Consider the following 13,875-nt stretch of genomic DNA (forward strand, 5'->3'; position numbering starts at 1 on the left):
CAGGAGGAACACCCCATGGCTGCACTGGGAACCGAAAACGTCATCAGCGTCCATCACTGGAACGACACGCTGTTCAGCTTCAGAACCACCCGGGATCAAAGCCTGCGGTTCGAGAACGGGCACTTTGTCATGATCGGCCTGCCGGTGGAGGGCAAGCCCCTGCTGCGCGCCTACAGCATCGTCAGCGCCAACCACGAGGAACACCTCGAATTCCTCAGCATCAAGGTCCCCAACGGGCCGCTTACCTCACGACTGAAACACCTCAAGGTCGGCGACCCGGTGTACGTCAGCCGCAAACCCGTCGGTACCCTGGTCATGCACGACCTGAATCCCGGCAAGTACCTCTACCTGTTCGGAACCGGCACCGGGCTGGCGCCGTTCATGAGCATCATCCGCGACCCGGAGACCTACGACAGCTTTGAAAAGGTGATCCTGGTCCATTGCGTACGGGAGGTCAGCGAACTGGCCTACCACGACTACCTGACGCAGGAGCTGCCCAACCACGAGTTCCTGTCCGAGATCATTGGTGACAAGCTGATCTACTACCCCACCGTCACTCGCGAACCGTTCCGCAACCAGGGCCGGATCACCACTCTCATCGAAAGTGGCCAAATCGCCAACGACCTGGGCCTGCCACAACTCAGTCCGGACACCGATCGGGTCATGCTCTGCGGCAGCCCGGCCATGCTCCGGGATCTGACGGCCATGCTGGACGCCAACGGCTTTGTCGCCTCACCCCAGCAGGGCGAGCCCGGTGACTATGTCATCGAACGCGCCTTTGTCGAACAGTAAGCGGAGCAACTGCCATGACGTCCCATATCTCCCAGATTCCAACCTCTGCCAACCGGTCCGCCAATCTGGAACAACGCGCCATACCGGGTGTGAAGCACCTGATCGCCGTCGCGTCAGGCAAAGGCGGCGTGGGCAAATCGACCACCACGACCAATCTTGCCCTGGCACTGAAGGCCCAGGGCGCCCGGGTCGGCATCCTGGACGCCGACCTTTATGGCCCCAGCCAGCCCCGCATGCTGGGGCTGGAGGGCACGCCTGAAAGCGCCGGTGGCCAGCGCCTCAAACCCATGCAGGGACATGGCCTGCAGACCATGTCCATTGGGTTCCTGGTGGATGACGAATCCCCGGTGATCTGGCGCGGACCGATGGTCACCCAGGCACTGACCCGGCTGGCGTATGAAACCCAATGGGACAACCTGGACTACTTGCTGGTAGACATGCCACCGGGAACCGGCGACATCCATTTGACGATGGCCCAGCGCATGCCGGTCTCCGGCGCCGTCATCGTCACCACGCCCCAGGACATCGCGCTGCTGGACGCCCGCAAAGGCCTGGCCATGTTCGAGAAAGTGAACGTGCCGGTACTGGGCATCATCGAGAACATGAGCACCCACCTCTGCAGCGAATGCGGGCACGAGGAGCATATCTTCGGGGAAGGCGGCGCCCGCAGGATGGCCGAGGACGCCGATACGGAATTGCTGGGCGAACTGCCCCTGCACATCCACATCCGGACCGGATCGGACTCTGGCATTCCGGTCATGGTCAGCGATCCACGCGGGCCCCTGTCCACCGCCTATAACATCATCGCGACGGCCATCGCCCACAAGCTCGACACGCTGTCCGCCACCTCGACCGACGCCCGGGAACCGGCCATGCCGAATATTGTCATGGAGTAGGCATCAACCTGCCATGAGGCAGTTTGCCGTCCGACATACGGCGGCAGGCTGCCCGATCACTCCGCCCTGAGTCGCGCCTGGCTTAACGCCCCGGACCGAACCACCCACGTCATATACACCACCAGCAACACCCCACCCATCACCGCAAACGCCACGGTAAAGTTGGTCATGTCCGCCAGAAAACCAATCAGCATCGGCCCCAGCACCTGGGCGCCGCGATTGCCCATCAGGCGGGTGGCCATGGAGGCGGAGCGTTGTTCGGGAAGGACGCTCTCGGACAGGATGACCATGGACAGAGGCTGGGAGATGCCGCCGGCGATGCCGATGATGACGGCCAGGACCACCAGCAGTGCGTAGTGGTCGCCGACCAGGCCGGTCACGGTGAGGGAGCCGGTAATCAGGACGATGGCGATCAGGATGGCCCGGTTGCGGCCGCCGCACAGGTCAATGATGCGGGACATCACCACCCGCACCGCCATGGAAGAAATGGCGCGGATGCTCAGCAGCAGGCCGATGGAACTGGCCTCCAGCGAGAGGGATTCCAGGTACACCGGCATAAAGGTGGAGTGAATGCTCAGCACGAACAGCGCGGTGACGGTGAGCATGATCGACGTCTGCATGCCGGTATTGCGGCGCAGCAACTGCCACTGTTCACGGTAGCCGCCACCGGACCGGACCGCCTTGCCGCTCTTGCGGATATCCCGGGAAAAGAACAGCGCACCGATCGCAGACAGCAATGGGATCAGACCAATCGCCGCCAGGGAGACATTGACGGAGAAATGGTCGATCAGGAACCCGGAGGTGATCGGCCCGAGCAGCTGCCCACCCGACAGGCAGGTGGTGTACCAGCCGAAGTACTGCTCCAGCCGCTTGCCACTGGCGAGGCCGGACACCACGGTCTGGGCCGAGATGATCAGAACCATATTCGCCAAACCGACAATCACCTGGGTGACAAACAGACTCGCCACCGACGGCAGCAACAGCGTTACCCAGGGCCCCACCGACATGCCAAGGGCGCCGGCGATGATCATTTTCTGGCAGCCGACGCGGGCCACCAGGCCACCCATGGGAATCGCCAGGAGCATGGGCAGGACATAGGGGGCCGAGATGATGACACCCACCAGCGACGGCCCCACGCCCAGCTCGATCGCCTTGAAGGGCACCGCCAGCAGCAACATGGTGTTGGCGAGGATGGCCGCCGTCAGGCACAGGCTGACCACCACCAGATTTCTCAGGGCGTCTTTTTCGGCAGGCGTTTCAGAAGTTTGGGCGTCTTCCGTCGTCATTGATCGAGGGATCCTTGAACCGGGTGCTGACACGCCAATGTCGGTAGAAGGCTACCGATTAGCGCGCGAATTGAAGAACACCATTCTAGGATTCCGAACCGGTCTTGTATCTACGTAATTGGGCGACCATGGGCTTTGGCAAGCTTCAGACCACCACTAAGCTCCCATGGCCACACCGACTTTCGAAGCCGGCGCACGCCCCAGTTCACGGCTGATCCACTTTCCAACCGCCACCAGCCTGTGAAGGTCAACACCAGTCGTCACTCCCATGCCACTGAGCATGTACACGACGTCCTCGGTCGCGACGTTACCGGACGCGCCCTTGGCGTAGGGGCAGCCACCCAGTCCGGCCACCGAACTGTCGACGGTAGCGATTCCCATATCCATAACGGCCAGCAAATTGGCCAACGCCTGGCCGTAGGTGTCATGGAAATGGGCAGCGAGATGAGCGACAGGTACCCGGGTCGCCACCGTTTCCACCATTTGCCGAGCCTTCAATGGGGTGCCGGTGCCGATCGTGTCGCCAAGGGAAATCTCGTAGCAACCCATCCGGAACAACCGGTCCGCCACTTCGGCAACGGCCATGGGGCTGATGTCGCCTTCATAGGGACAACCCAGCACGCAGGACACGTAACCCCGGACCCGGATACCCGAAGAGCGGGCCGCCTCCACCACCGGCGCGAAGCGCTCCAGACTCTCCAGGATGGAGCAGTTGATATTGCGCTGCGAGAAGCTTTCCGACGCCGCGCCGAACACGGCCACCTCTTCCACGCCGACCGCCCGAGCCGCCTCGAACCCTTTCATGTTAGGTACCAGCACTGGATAGGATACCCGGGAGCGGCGCCGGATAGCCGAGAACACTTCACCACTCCCGGCCATCTGCGGAACCCATTTGGGGGAGACGAAAGCTCCTGCCTCGACCACGGACAAACCGGTATCGGCCAGTTGCTCGATGAGGGCGGCTTTTACGTCTCCACCAATGACGCCGGATTCATTCTGAAGGCCGTCCCGCGGGCCGACCTCCACGATTTTTACGACTTCAGGTATCGCCATAAGGACGCCTCGTCATCACCCGGAATCACGATCATTGTTGCCGGAGCGACTGGAGAATCGCCTCGGCCACATCCACTCTCACCTTGCCCAGGGCCACCAGTTCCTGCGCCACCTTGTCGATTTCCTCGCCCACGGCCCCGACCATGACGGCAATGTTCTTTGCATGCAGCGCCATGTGGCCTTTCTGGATACCGGTGGTTGCCAGCGCCTTGAGCGCGGCGAAGTTCTGGGCCAGGCCGACAGCGGCGATGGTGCAGGCCAGTCGTTCCGCGGTCTGCACACCCATGATATCGAGCGCGATACGGGCGGTCGGGTGGGAGCGCGTGGCGCCGCCGATCAGCCCCACAGCCAGAGGCATTTCGATCGTACCGGTGAGGTTGCCGTCTGCGTCCACTTCCCACTGGGTGAGCGAGCGATACTGCCCCGAACGAGCGGCATAGGCATGGGCACCGGCTTCCACGGCCCGGGTGTCGTTGCCCGTCGCCAGTACCACCGCGCTGACGCCGTTCATGACGCCCTTATTGTGGGTCGCCGCCCGGTAGGGATCGATATCGGCAAAATCGAACGCCGCCAGGATACCGTCACGCACATCGGCGCCGCCGATGTCGTCCAGCGACCAGGTGGCCCGGGCCCGGGCCAGACGACGATCCGCGAGGTTGGACAGAATGCGCAGATAGGTCCGTCCGCCGGTCCACTCGGCAATCCGTGGCGCCACCGCTTCGGCCATGGAGTTCACCGCATTGGCGCCCATGGCGTCACGGGTATCGACAATCAGGTGGGTAATGACCATGGGTCCGGTCCGTCCGGACAGGATACGCACCTCGATATCCCGGAAGCCGCCGCCGTGCTTGAGCAGGACCGGATCGGTCTCATCGCAGATGGCCTTGATATCGGACAGGTGTTCGAGGATCTGCAGCCGCGCGAACTCGGGATTGGTCACGCCGACCAGTTGCACCTGGGCAATCATCTGCGCGCCGGACATGGCGGTGGTGAAACCGCCGGTACTGCGGCACTGGCGTGCGGCGTTGCAGACGGCGGCAACGACCGAGGATTCCTCAGTTGCCATCGGCACCAGGACGTCCCTTCCGTCGATCAGCATATTGGTGGCAACGCCCAGAGGCACGTTCATGGTGCCAATAACATTCTCGATCATCGAATCGGCTGTCGCCGGATCCAGGTTGCCAGTATTGCGCATATGGGCAACGGCATCGGCCCCCAGGCCCGCCGCCTCGGCGACTTTTTCCAGACGCTCGGCGGGAGGCAATTTGTGCAGCCCCGGAATACGCGAAGTTGTGGTTGTCATCGTGAGTTATCTCCAGTGTTCATTCAGTGAACCGGCTGTGCGATCTGCTCGGGCAGCCAGGTCACGATGTCGGGGAAGAAGATGAAGAGCAGCAGACCAATCAGCTGCAGGACCAGGAAGGGCACGATCGCCCGATACACGGTTTCCATGCCGATGCCGTCCGGCAGCACGCCCTTGATGTAGAACAACGTGTAACCGAAGGGTGGGGTGATATACGCCATCTGGGCGGTAATCAGGAACAGCACGCCGAACCACAGCGGATCAAAGTGGAAGGCATTGATGATCGGCAGGAACACCGGTACGCAAAGCAGGATGATGCCGATCTCGTCCAGGAACAGGCCGAGGAAGACCAGCACCAGCATCATCGCCAACAGGACCAGCCAGCGGTTCACGTTCAGGTCCTGGATAAACTGCAGCAACGAATCCGCGCCGCCGGTTCCGGTAAAGATCGACACAAAGATCTTCGCCCCGATGGTGATCCACATGATCATCGTGGTCACCCGCAGTGTATCCATGGCAGCGCCCTGGAGATTACCGAACGTCAGCGTTCGTTGCAGCGCGGCGGACACCAGCGCACCGGCAACACCCACCGCGGCCGCTTCCGTCGGTGTGGCGATACCGGCGTAGATACTGCCCAGTACCGCAACGACGATCAGGGTCGGCAGGATCAGCGACTTGAGGGAGCCGAACATTTCCCGCAGATCGACCGCCTCGCCCTGCTGACGTGGCGCCTTTTCCGGCTGGAGCGTGGCGCGAATCACGATATAGAGGACATACAGACCCGCCAGCACCAGACCGGGCACAATGCCCCCGGCAAACATCTTGCCCACCGAAATCTGCGCCGTGGCGGCGTAGACAATGGTGATGATCGACGGCGGAATCAGGATACCCAGCGTACCACCGGCACAGATGGTGCCCAGCGCCAACCGCTGATCGTAGCCACGCTGGAGCATGGATGGCAGCGCCAGAATGCCCATCGCCGCCACCGCAGCGCCCACGATACCGGTCATGGCGGCCATCACCGTACAGATCGCCACGGTTCCCACGGCCAGTCCGCCCGGCAGGCGCCGGAACCAAAGCTCCATGGCGCGATACAACGCTTCGATAATGCCGGAACGCTGCAGGACACTGGCCATCAACACATAGAGCGGGATCGCCAACAGGATGTCGGAGGTCATGGCGTCAAAGGTCTGGAGCACCGTGAGGACCAGCGCATCCGTGCCCCAAAGTGAGATGGTGAACAGCACCGCCAGAGAGGACAACACAAAGGCCAGCGGCATCCCACTCAGCAGCAACACCAGCAATCCCACGAACATCATGGACAGGACCAGGGTGGAACTCATACCGCCACCTCCCGGCCCAGGGCCCGCCGGGCCGCCAGGATGGTCTCCGCCACGGCCTGCAGTACCAGCAACAGGAAAGCTACCGGAATCAGCGCTTTCACCGGCCAAATGGCCGGATTCCAGGCGGTGAAGGACGTCTCGCCGCTGTCATAGGCATTCATTGCCACCGGCAGGCTTTGATCGATGAAAATGACCGCAACAATGACGATCAACGGATAGGTCAGGCAATCCACTAACCCAGCCAACCGGGGAGATAATTTGCCATACAGGATATCGACGTTGACGTGACCGGCGGTGTGCAACAGGTAAGGACCGGCCAACATAAAATAGGGCCCGAACAACAGCGTCGACAGTTCCATCGCCCAGGTGGTGGGCGCATCGAAGAAGTAGCGGGAAACCACCTCGTAGCTGATGACCGCCACCATGACGAAGACGAGTGCAGAGACCGCCCCGGCCACCCAGCGGTTGATCGCCGTGATGAGCCGGCAGTAGCCGAGCAGAACAGTCATAGGAAAACCTCGGGGAATGGCAGCCCGGCTTAGCCGCCGGGCTACGGTACGATCAGGCCCGGACGCTTAGTCCATCAAGCCCAGTTCTTTCATGAAGGCGATCTGGCTGTCCAGAATCCTGTTGGCCAACTCGTCATCGCCCGCGGCTTTACGCCAGGCTTTCATGGCAGTGGGACGGCCCTGGGCAATAATGTCCGGATCCAGGTGGATCACATCGGCGCCCTGCTCCTGGAATTTCTTCAGGGCAACGGCATCCTGGGCGAGGATGTGCTGACGCAGCGATGACGAAATTTCCCGGGCCGCCACTTCGAGCGCCGCCTTGTAGGAATCCGGCAACTTGTCGTAAGCCGATTGATTGGCCACATAGCTCGTTGCGGTCGTTGGCTGGTGGAAGCCCGGCACCACCACGTACTTGGCCACTTCGCCGAGACCGGCTTCCAGGTTGGCGGTCAGGTCACCACGGTCGGCAAAATCGATCACGCCTTTTTCCAGCGCCTGATAGACCTCCGCCGTAGGCAGTCCGGTTGTGGCCACACCGAATTCCGCCATCACGGTACTGGCCAGTCCGACGAAGCGGCCTTTCTTCCCTTTCAGATCGTCAAGAGAATGAATGGGGAACTTGGAGTGGATGGGCTCCTGTCCATAGACGGTTGGAGCGATGTAGAAGAGGCCGGCCTTGGCATAGGCTTCGCGGGCCATTTCCAGACCGCCTTTCTCGTAGAACCAGGCTTCATACTGGTCCGGCTCCGGAAAGCCGAAGGGCACCGTGCTGGTAAAAGCGAAGGCGGGAATGGAGCCCGCCTCATAGCCGTCGAAGGTTTTCATCATCTGGAATGCGCCCGCACGGACAGCCTCGAACGCCTGGGCCGACGGGGCCAACTGGCCACCGGCAAACAGCCGAATCTGGAACTTGCCGTTGGTCAGGTCCGCGACACGCTGGACGAATTTTTTCTCATAGTCGTAGGGCGTCGTTCCGGCATCCCAAAGCGCCTGCATGCGCCAGTTAACGGAAGGCATCTCATCCGCCGCAGCCACCAGCGGGGAAACCGAAGCGGTCACCAGAATAGCGGCGGCGAGTGTTTTGAGAAAACCACGGCGATGGTTGTTGGTCCGCAATTTCATATCGTTCTCCATTGTGCGTGGTCGCAGCTCAGATCCGGATGCCGGACGAATGCGCCACAGTTTCTTGTTGGAACAACACAGCAACGGGAAACCCCGTTTTGAATACCTGTCTTTGCGAGGAACCTGCCAGCACCCGTCCTTGATTCATGCTTTTTTCATACCGGACTGGACAGCTGGACAATTCGTATTCAAAACTTAGGACAGCAGAGCAAAGTGAACAAGGTACAATTCGGTCAATTGTGCCTAACACTGTACCAACCAAAAAACGGGCACAATCTGGACATCTATGGAACACTCGGTATCGCGCGCGCAGGAAATCGCCAACACGTTTGTCCGGCAGATCGAGCAGGGGCAATTGCCCGCGGGTACCCGCCTGCCCTCGATCCGCAGCGCGGCCACACGGTTTGGCGTCTCGAAAAATACGGTGATCGATGCCTACGACCGACTGGTGGCAACGGGCCACGTCAGCCCGAGGCGTGGGTCGGGCTTCTACGTTGAGGCCGCTCGGCCTGCTCACCCGGACATCAAGCCTGAACATTTCACGGAAGCCGTCGACCTGATATCGCTGCTGCGGGAACAACTCAACCAGCACTACGAAGTCAGGGCCGGTGACGGGCGCCTCCCGGCCAGCTGGATGGAAAACACCGACATTCGCCGCCACTTCAAGCGCATCACCCAGGATGGTGAACAGCGGGATGAGTTCGAGTACGGCAACCCCCAGGGCTTGCCGGGATTGCGTGACGACATTTCCCGGACCCTGATGGACCGGGCCATCAGCGCTCACCCGGACCAGATCCTGATGACCTTCGGCGCCAATCACGCACTGGATCTGATCGTCCGCCACTTTGTCGACACCGGCGAAGCCGTATTGGTGGAGAGCCCCGGCTACTACCCCATGTTCGGCAAGCTGCGGCTCCAGCGAGCGAACATCGTCGGTGTCACCCGCGGCCCCGAAGGACTGGACCTGGTAATGCTGGAGCAGAAAATCCGGGAGCACCGGCCGCGACTGCTCTTCGTCCAGCCAATGGCCCACAACCCCACCGGCACCTCGATGTCGCTGCAGAACATGCACGCTCTGCTGCGCATCGCTGAGCAGCACGACCTGACCATCATCGAGGACGATCCGTTTGGCGACATCCTGCCCCGTGCGACCCCGCACCTGGCCTCACTAGACGCGCTCAATCGGGTCATCTACGTGGGCACATTCTCCAAGACACTGTCAGCCAGCCTGCGCTGTGGCTATATCGCTGCCAGTCAAAAGCTGATCCGCTCGCTGACCGACATCAAGATGCTTACAGTGGTCAACGGATCCAGCATCATCGAACGTATGATTCATGAAATGATCGTTCGGGGCCGCTATAGACGACATATGACTCGCCTGCGCGACCGGGTGGCAAAGGCCGGCGCCGAAGCCGTAACGGCTTTGCAGGGCATTGGCATCAAGGACATCCATCCGCCGAACGGCGGTTACTACATCTGGTGCCCGCTACCCAGGCACGTCAACGCCGGCGAACTCGCCCACCGTGCCTCGGCACAGGGAATTTTCCTGGCCCCTGGCCACCTGTTCACTCTCTCTGAGGCCGAGGGTGCTTCCGCACTGCGCATCAATATTGCCCATGCGAAGCATCCGCGACTGCTGGACTTTCTGGCGGAGGCGATCCGCGCTAAAGAGTAAACATCTAAAGACTTACCGCGCCGGCCTGGGGTTCTCGGCGAGTTGGGCAACGATCGGCTGATCGGGCGCCGTCCGCAGGTGTGTGCAGTAGAGTGGACGGTTAACGGGTGGTTTCCCGGATCCGTTCGGCCACCTGCTGCAGGCGGGGCAGATAGCTGTTGGTCAATGTGTCCATATCCACCCGGGCGGCATTGGTGCTGATGTTGATGGCGCCCAGCAGTTCCCCGTCGCCGGCGAAAACGGGCACGGCGGCCGAGCGCAGCCCCAGGTCGAGCTCCTGATCGACGATGCAATAGCCCTGTTCCCGGCCTTGGAGAATGGCTTTTCTCAGACCAGCCACCGAATCGACCGAAGACGGCGTGTGGCGATGCACCTCCACCCGGGACAGGAACTGCTCCAGCTCGTCATCCGGCAACTGGGCCAGCAGGATTCGCCCCATGGAGGTGTAGGCGGCCGGCAGGCGGGTCCCTACAGACAGACTGATCGCCATCAACCGGTGACGCGCGGCGGAGCGCACCACATAGACCACATCCTGCCCATCCAGCACCGCCAGTGACGACGACTCGCCCAGATCGGCCGTGATGTCTTCCAGGTATTGCTGGATCACCGCGCGATAACGGTTCGAGGCCTGGTAGGCGTAACCCAACTGCAACACCCGCGGCGTCAACTCGAAGTAGCGACCGTTGCGCCGCACGTAACCGAGGGCGTGCAGGGTCAGCAGAAACCGACGCGCCTTGGCCCGATCCATGTCCGCCCGGGCGGCGACTTCACTGAGGGTCATGCGCTGGTGCTCGGCGTTGAACGACTGCAGCACGGTGAGCCCGGAGGCCAGGGCCCCGACGTAATCCCGATCGCCCGGCCTCAGTGTCTTGTCTTCCATTCCTGCTCCTGTTGGGGTGCCGCCATAGGGTGGTCTGCGACCGAATGGTAGCAGCTTGTTCGTTCTGCGAACACTCGTTCTCAAAAGCAAACGATCAAACTTTGCACTTGACGATGGTAAAACCTTCGCGTCATTATGTTCGCATATTAAACTTATATTCGCATTACGAACAAACAACGCAAAGTGCCAGAGGAGAATTGCCATGGCCGAATTTCTCTCTCTTAAAGAGGCGGTCAGCCGCCACATCAACGATGGCGATACCGTCGCCATGGAAGGGTTTACCCACCTGATTCCCTTTGCCGCGGGACACGAGATCATCCGCCAGGAGAAGCGCGACCTGACGCTGATCCGCATGACGCCGGACCTGGTGTACGACCAGATGATCGGCGCCGGCTGCGCAAAGAAGTTGATTTTCTCCTGGGGCGGCAACCCGGGCGTCGGCTCCCTGCACCGCCTGCGGGACGCAGTCGAACGCGGCTGGCCCAACCAGCTGGAAATCCTCGAACACAGCCACGCCGCCATGGCCTGCGCCTATGAAGCCGGCGCTGCGGGCCTGCCGCTGGCCGTGCTGCGCGGCTACATCGGCAGCGACCTGCCCAAAGTGAACGAGCAGATCAAGTTCATCGAATGCCCGTTCACCGGCGAGAAACTGGCCGCCGTGCCCTCGGTCCGCCCGGATGTTTCCGTGGTTCACGCCCAGCGCGCCGACCGCAAAGGCAACGTCCTGGTGGAAGGCATCATCGGCATCCAGAAGGAGGCCGTGCTGGCCGCCAAGCGCAGCATTGTCACCGTCGAGGAAGTGGTGGACGACCTGGGCGCCTCCGTCAACGCCTGCGTACTCCCGTCCTGGGCGATCACGGCCATTGCCGAAGCGCCGAAGGGCGCCAAGCCGTCCTACGCGCTGGGCTACTACGACCGCGATAACGCCTTCTACAAGGAATGGGACGGAATCGCCCGCGACCGCGACGCCTTCCAGGCGTGGCTGAACGAGAATGTCTTCGAGAACGGAGGTGCCTGAGATGAGCCTGGAATTCACTTCGTCGGAAATGATGAGCGTGACCGCTGCGCGGGCGCTGAACAACGACATGACCTGCTTCGTCGGCATCGGCCTGCCCAGTGAGGCCGCCAACCTGGCGCGCCTGACCCACGCGCCGGACGTCACCCTGATTTACGAATCCGGCACCCTGCAGACCAAGCCGGACGTATTGCCGCTGTCCATCGGTGACGGCGAGCTGTGCGAATCCGCGCTGACTACCGTGTCCGTGCCGGAAATGTTCCGCTACTGGCTGCAGGGTGGCAAGGTCAGCGTGGGCTTCCTGGGCACCGCCCAGATCGACCGGTACGCCAACATCAACACCACCCTGATCGGCGACTACCGTGAACCGAAAGTCCGCCTGCCCGGCGGTGGCGGCGCGCCGGAGATCGGCACCAACGCCCACGAAGTCTTCATCACCGTGAAGCATTCCAAACGCACCTTCGTGAAGGACGTGGACTTCATCACCACCGTCGGTTTTGGCCGGGACGGCAAGGCGCGGGACAATGTGCCCAACATCGGTCGTGGCCCGACCGTGGTGATCACGGACCTGTGCATCCTCAAACCGGACCCGGACACCAGGGAACTGGTGGTCACCTCCCTGCACCCGGGCGTCACCCGCGAGCAGGTGATCGAGGCGACTGGCTGGGAGATTCGTTTTGCCGAGAAGGTGGACACCACACCCGAGCCGTCAGCCAAGGAACTGGAAGTGCTGCGCGATCTCAAGGCCCGCACCAACGCCCACCATGCCGGCCAACAGTGAGGTGAATCATGACTGACGTCTATCTCTGCCATCCCCGCCGTTCGGCCGTCGGCCGCTTCGGTGGCACCCTCGCCAGCGTGCGTCCCGACGACCTGGCGGCCCACATTTTCAAGGCCGTACTGGCCGAAGCGCCGGAACTGGACCCGGCCGCCATCGACGAAGTGATGATGGGCTGCGCCAACCAGGCCGGTGAAGACAACCGCAACGTGGCCCGCATGTCCGCCCTGCTGGCCGGCCTCCCCACGTCCGTGCCCGGCACCACCCTGAACCGCCTGTGCGGCTCGGGCATGGACGCCGTCGGCACCGCGTTCCGCGCCATCCGCGCCGGCGAGATGGACCTGGTCCTGGCCGGCGGTGTGGAATCCATGTCCCGCGCGCCTTACGTGCTGGGCAAGGCGGACAGTGCCTTCACCCGCGGTCAGACCATCGAGGACACCACCATCGGCTGGCGTTTCGTGAACCCGCTGATGAAGCAGCAGTACGGCATCGACTCCATGCCGGAAACCGCCGAGAACGTGGCCGAACAGTACAAGGTGTCCCGCGAGGATCAGGATCTGTTCGCCGTGCGCTCCCAGAACAAGGCCGAAGCCGCCCGGGAGGCCGGTCGCCTGGCCGAGGAAATCGTCCCGGTCAGCATCCCGCGCCGCAAGCAGGAGCCGCTGGTTTTCGATACGGACGAGCATCCCCGCGCCGGCACCACCGTGGAAAAGCTGGCCAAGCTGCCCACACCGTTCCGCGAGAATGGTTCCGTGACCGCCGGTAACGCCTCTGGCGTGAACGACGGCGCCGCCGCCATGCTGGTCGCCAGCGAAGCCGCCGTGAAAGCCCACGGCCTCAAGCCGATGGCCCGCATCCTCGGCATGGCCACCGCCGGTGTGGAACCGCGCGTCATGGGCATCGGCCCGGTCCCGGCCACCCGGAAGCTGCTGAAGCGCCTGGGCATGACCGTCGACCAGCTCGACGTGATCGAATTGAACGAGGCCTTCGCCGCCCAGGGCCTGGCGGTCCTGCGCGAGCTGGGGATTGCCGATAACGACGCCCGCGTAAACCCGAACGGCGGCGCCATCGCATTGGGTCATCCGCTGGGCATGTCCGGCGTGCGCATCCTGCAATCCGCCGCCCACGAGCTGCAGCGCAGCGGCGGCCGCTACGCGCTGTGCACCATGTGCGTCGGCGTCGGCCAGGGCATCGCCACGCTGATCGAACGGGTCTGATCGACA

Annotated in this window: 13 protein-coding genes; 6 read left to right on the forward strand and 7 right to left on the reverse strand. The window is 62.3% G+C overall.

The genetic code is table 11. The features are described 5' to 3' along the window. The first annotated feature begins 15 nt into the window (after positions 1–15). Together J3364_RS20900 and apbC are read left to right on the forward strand one after the other, a co-directional pair. Positions 16–792: a ferredoxin--NADP reductase gene (locus tag J3364_RS20900; protein ID WP_349560086.1), complete on the forward strand. Its 777-nt coding sequence runs from the start codon at positions 16–18 to the stop codon at positions 790–792. Positions 793–806: 14 nt separating this feature from the next. After that, on the forward strand, positions 807–1,688 hold the full coding sequence (gene apbC / locus J3364_RS20905; RefSeq protein ID WP_349560087.1) for an iron-sulfur cluster carrier protein ApbC: 882 nt from the start codon (positions 807–809) through the stop codon (positions 1,686–1,688). A 56-nt stretch (positions 1,689–1,744) separates the two neighbouring features. Here the strand turns inward: apbC and J3364_RS20910 are convergent, their stop codons facing one another. From J3364_RS20910 to dctP, 6 genes are all read right to left on the reverse strand, one after another. Beyond that, positions 1,745–2,974: an MFS transporter gene (locus J3364_RS20910; RefSeq protein ID WP_349560088.1), complete on the reverse strand. Its 1,230-nt coding sequence runs from the start codon at positions 2,972–2,974 to the stop codon at positions 1,745–1,747. Positions 2,975–3,130: 156 nt separating this feature from the next. After that, on the reverse strand, positions 3,131–4,027 hold the full coding sequence (locus J3364_RS20915) for a hydroxymethylglutaryl-CoA lyase (RefSeq protein WP_349560089.1): 897 nt from the start codon (positions 4,025–4,027) through the stop codon (positions 3,131–3,133). Between the two features lie 31 nt (positions 4,028–4,058). Further along, entirely contained in the window at positions 4,059–5,330 is a 1,272-nt protein-coding gene (locus tag J3364_RS20920) for a hydroxymethylglutaryl-CoA reductase, degradative (protein WP_349560090.1), read from the reverse strand. A 23-nt stretch (positions 5,331–5,353) separates the two neighbouring features. Further along, complete coding sequence (locus J3364_RS20925) at positions 5,354–6,673, reverse strand: TRAP transporter large permease (RefSeq protein WP_349560091.1); 1,320 nt, start codon at positions 6,671–6,673, stop codon at positions 5,354–5,356. Beyond that, positions 6,670–7,182 (reverse strand): TRAP transporter small permease subunit, encoded by a 513-nt coding sequence (locus tag J3364_RS20930; RefSeq protein WP_349560092.1) that lies wholly within the window; start codon positions 7,180–7,182, stop codon positions 6,670–6,672. Before J3364_RS20930 ends, J3364_RS20925 begins: the two co-directional genes overlap by 4 nt. Before the next feature lie 66 nt (positions 7,183–7,248). After that, positions 7,249–8,304, reverse strand: coding sequence for a TRAP transporter substrate-binding protein DctP (gene dctP, locus J3364_RS20935; protein WP_349560093.1), 1,056 nt, complete (start codon positions 8,302–8,304; stop codon positions 7,249–7,251). Positions 8,305–8,590: 286 nt separating this feature from the next. On the opposite strand from dctP, the gene J3364_RS20940 reads away from it, so the two are divergent. Further along, the gene (locus tag J3364_RS20940) at positions 8,591–9,979 is read left to right on the forward strand and encodes an aminotransferase-like domain-containing protein (protein WP_349560094.1); all 1,389 of its coding nucleotides are present in this window, start codon (positions 8,591–8,593) and stop codon (positions 9,977–9,979) included. A gap of 100 nt (positions 9,980–10,079) precedes the next feature. Here the strand turns inward: J3364_RS20940 and J3364_RS20945 are convergent, their stop codons facing one another. After that, positions 10,080–10,859 (reverse strand): IclR family transcriptional regulator domain-containing protein, encoded by a 780-nt coding sequence (locus J3364_RS20945; RefSeq protein WP_349560095.1) that lies wholly within the window; start codon positions 10,857–10,859, stop codon positions 10,080–10,082. Between the two features lie 202 nt (positions 10,860–11,061). Between J3364_RS20945 and J3364_RS20950 the strand changes: the two genes are divergently transcribed. Genes J3364_RS20950 through pcaF form a run of 3 tightly spaced genes read left to right on the forward strand, consistent with a single transcriptional unit; the run spans position 11,062 to position 13,869 of the window. Then, on the forward strand, positions 11,062–11,877 hold the full coding sequence (locus J3364_RS20950) for a CoA transferase subunit A (protein ID WP_349560096.1): 816 nt from the start codon (positions 11,062–11,064) through the stop codon (positions 11,875–11,877). A gap of 7 nt (positions 11,878–11,884) precedes the next feature. After that, positions 11,885–12,655, forward strand: coding sequence for a CoA-transferase subunit beta (locus J3364_RS20955; protein ID WP_349560141.1), 771 nt, complete (start codon positions 11,885–11,887; stop codon positions 12,653–12,655). Between the two features lie 8 nt (positions 12,656–12,663). Continuing rightward, positions 12,664–13,869, forward strand: coding sequence for a 3-oxoadipyl-CoA thiolase (pcaF, locus tag J3364_RS20960; protein WP_502882539.1), 1,206 nt, complete (start codon positions 12,664–12,666; stop codon positions 13,867–13,869). Positions 13,870–13,875 lie beyond the last annotated feature (6 nt).

Source organism: Marinobacter sp. NFXS9 (assembly GCF_040148665.1).
GTDB lineage: Bacteria > Pseudomonadota > Gammaproteobacteria > Pseudomonadales > Oleiphilaceae > Marinobacter_A > Marinobacter_A mangrovi.

Coding starts and splice junctions, on each gene's coding strand:
- apbC (WP_349560087.1), top strand. CDS start 807: ATGACGTCCCATATCTCCCAGATTCCAACCTCTGCCAACCGGTCCGCC.
- pcaF (WP_502882539.1), top strand. CDS start 12,664: ATGACTGACGTCTATCTCTGCCATCCCCGCCGTTCGGCCGTCGGCCGC.
- J3364_RS20900 (WP_349560086.1), top strand. CDS start 16: ATGGCTGCACTGGGAACCGAAAACGTCATCAGCGTCCATCACTGGAAC.
- dctP (WP_349560093.1), bottom strand. CDS start 8,304: ATGAAATTGCGGACCAACAACCATCGCCGTGGTTTTCTCAAAACACTC.
- J3364_RS20950 (WP_349560096.1), top strand. CDS start 11,062: ATGGCCGAATTTCTCTCTCTTAAAGAGGCGGTCAGCCGCCACATCAAC.
- J3364_RS20915 (WP_349560089.1), bottom strand. CDS start 4,027: ATGGCGATACCTGAAGTCGTAAAAATCGTGGAGGTCGGCCCGCGGGAC.
- J3364_RS20925 (WP_349560091.1), bottom strand. CDS start 6,673: ATGAGTTCCACCCTGGTCCTGTCCATGATGTTCGTGGGATTGCTGGTG.
- J3364_RS20930 (WP_349560092.1), bottom strand. CDS start 7,182: ATGACTGTTCTGCTCGGCTACTGCCGGCTCATCACGGCGATCAACCGC.
- J3364_RS20940 (WP_349560094.1), top strand. CDS start 8,591: ATGGAACACTCGGTATCGCGCGCGCAGGAAATCGCCAACACGTTTGTC.
- J3364_RS20920 (WP_349560090.1), bottom strand. CDS start 5,330: ATGACAACCACAACTTCGCGTATTCCGGGGCTGCACAAATTGCCTCCC.
- J3364_RS20910 (WP_349560088.1), bottom strand. CDS start 2,974: ATGACGACGGAAGACGCCCAAACTTCTGAAACGCCTGCCGAAAAAGAC.
- J3364_RS20945 (WP_349560095.1), bottom strand. CDS start 10,859: ATGGAAGACAAGACACTGAGGCCGGGCGATCGGGATTACGTCGGGGCC.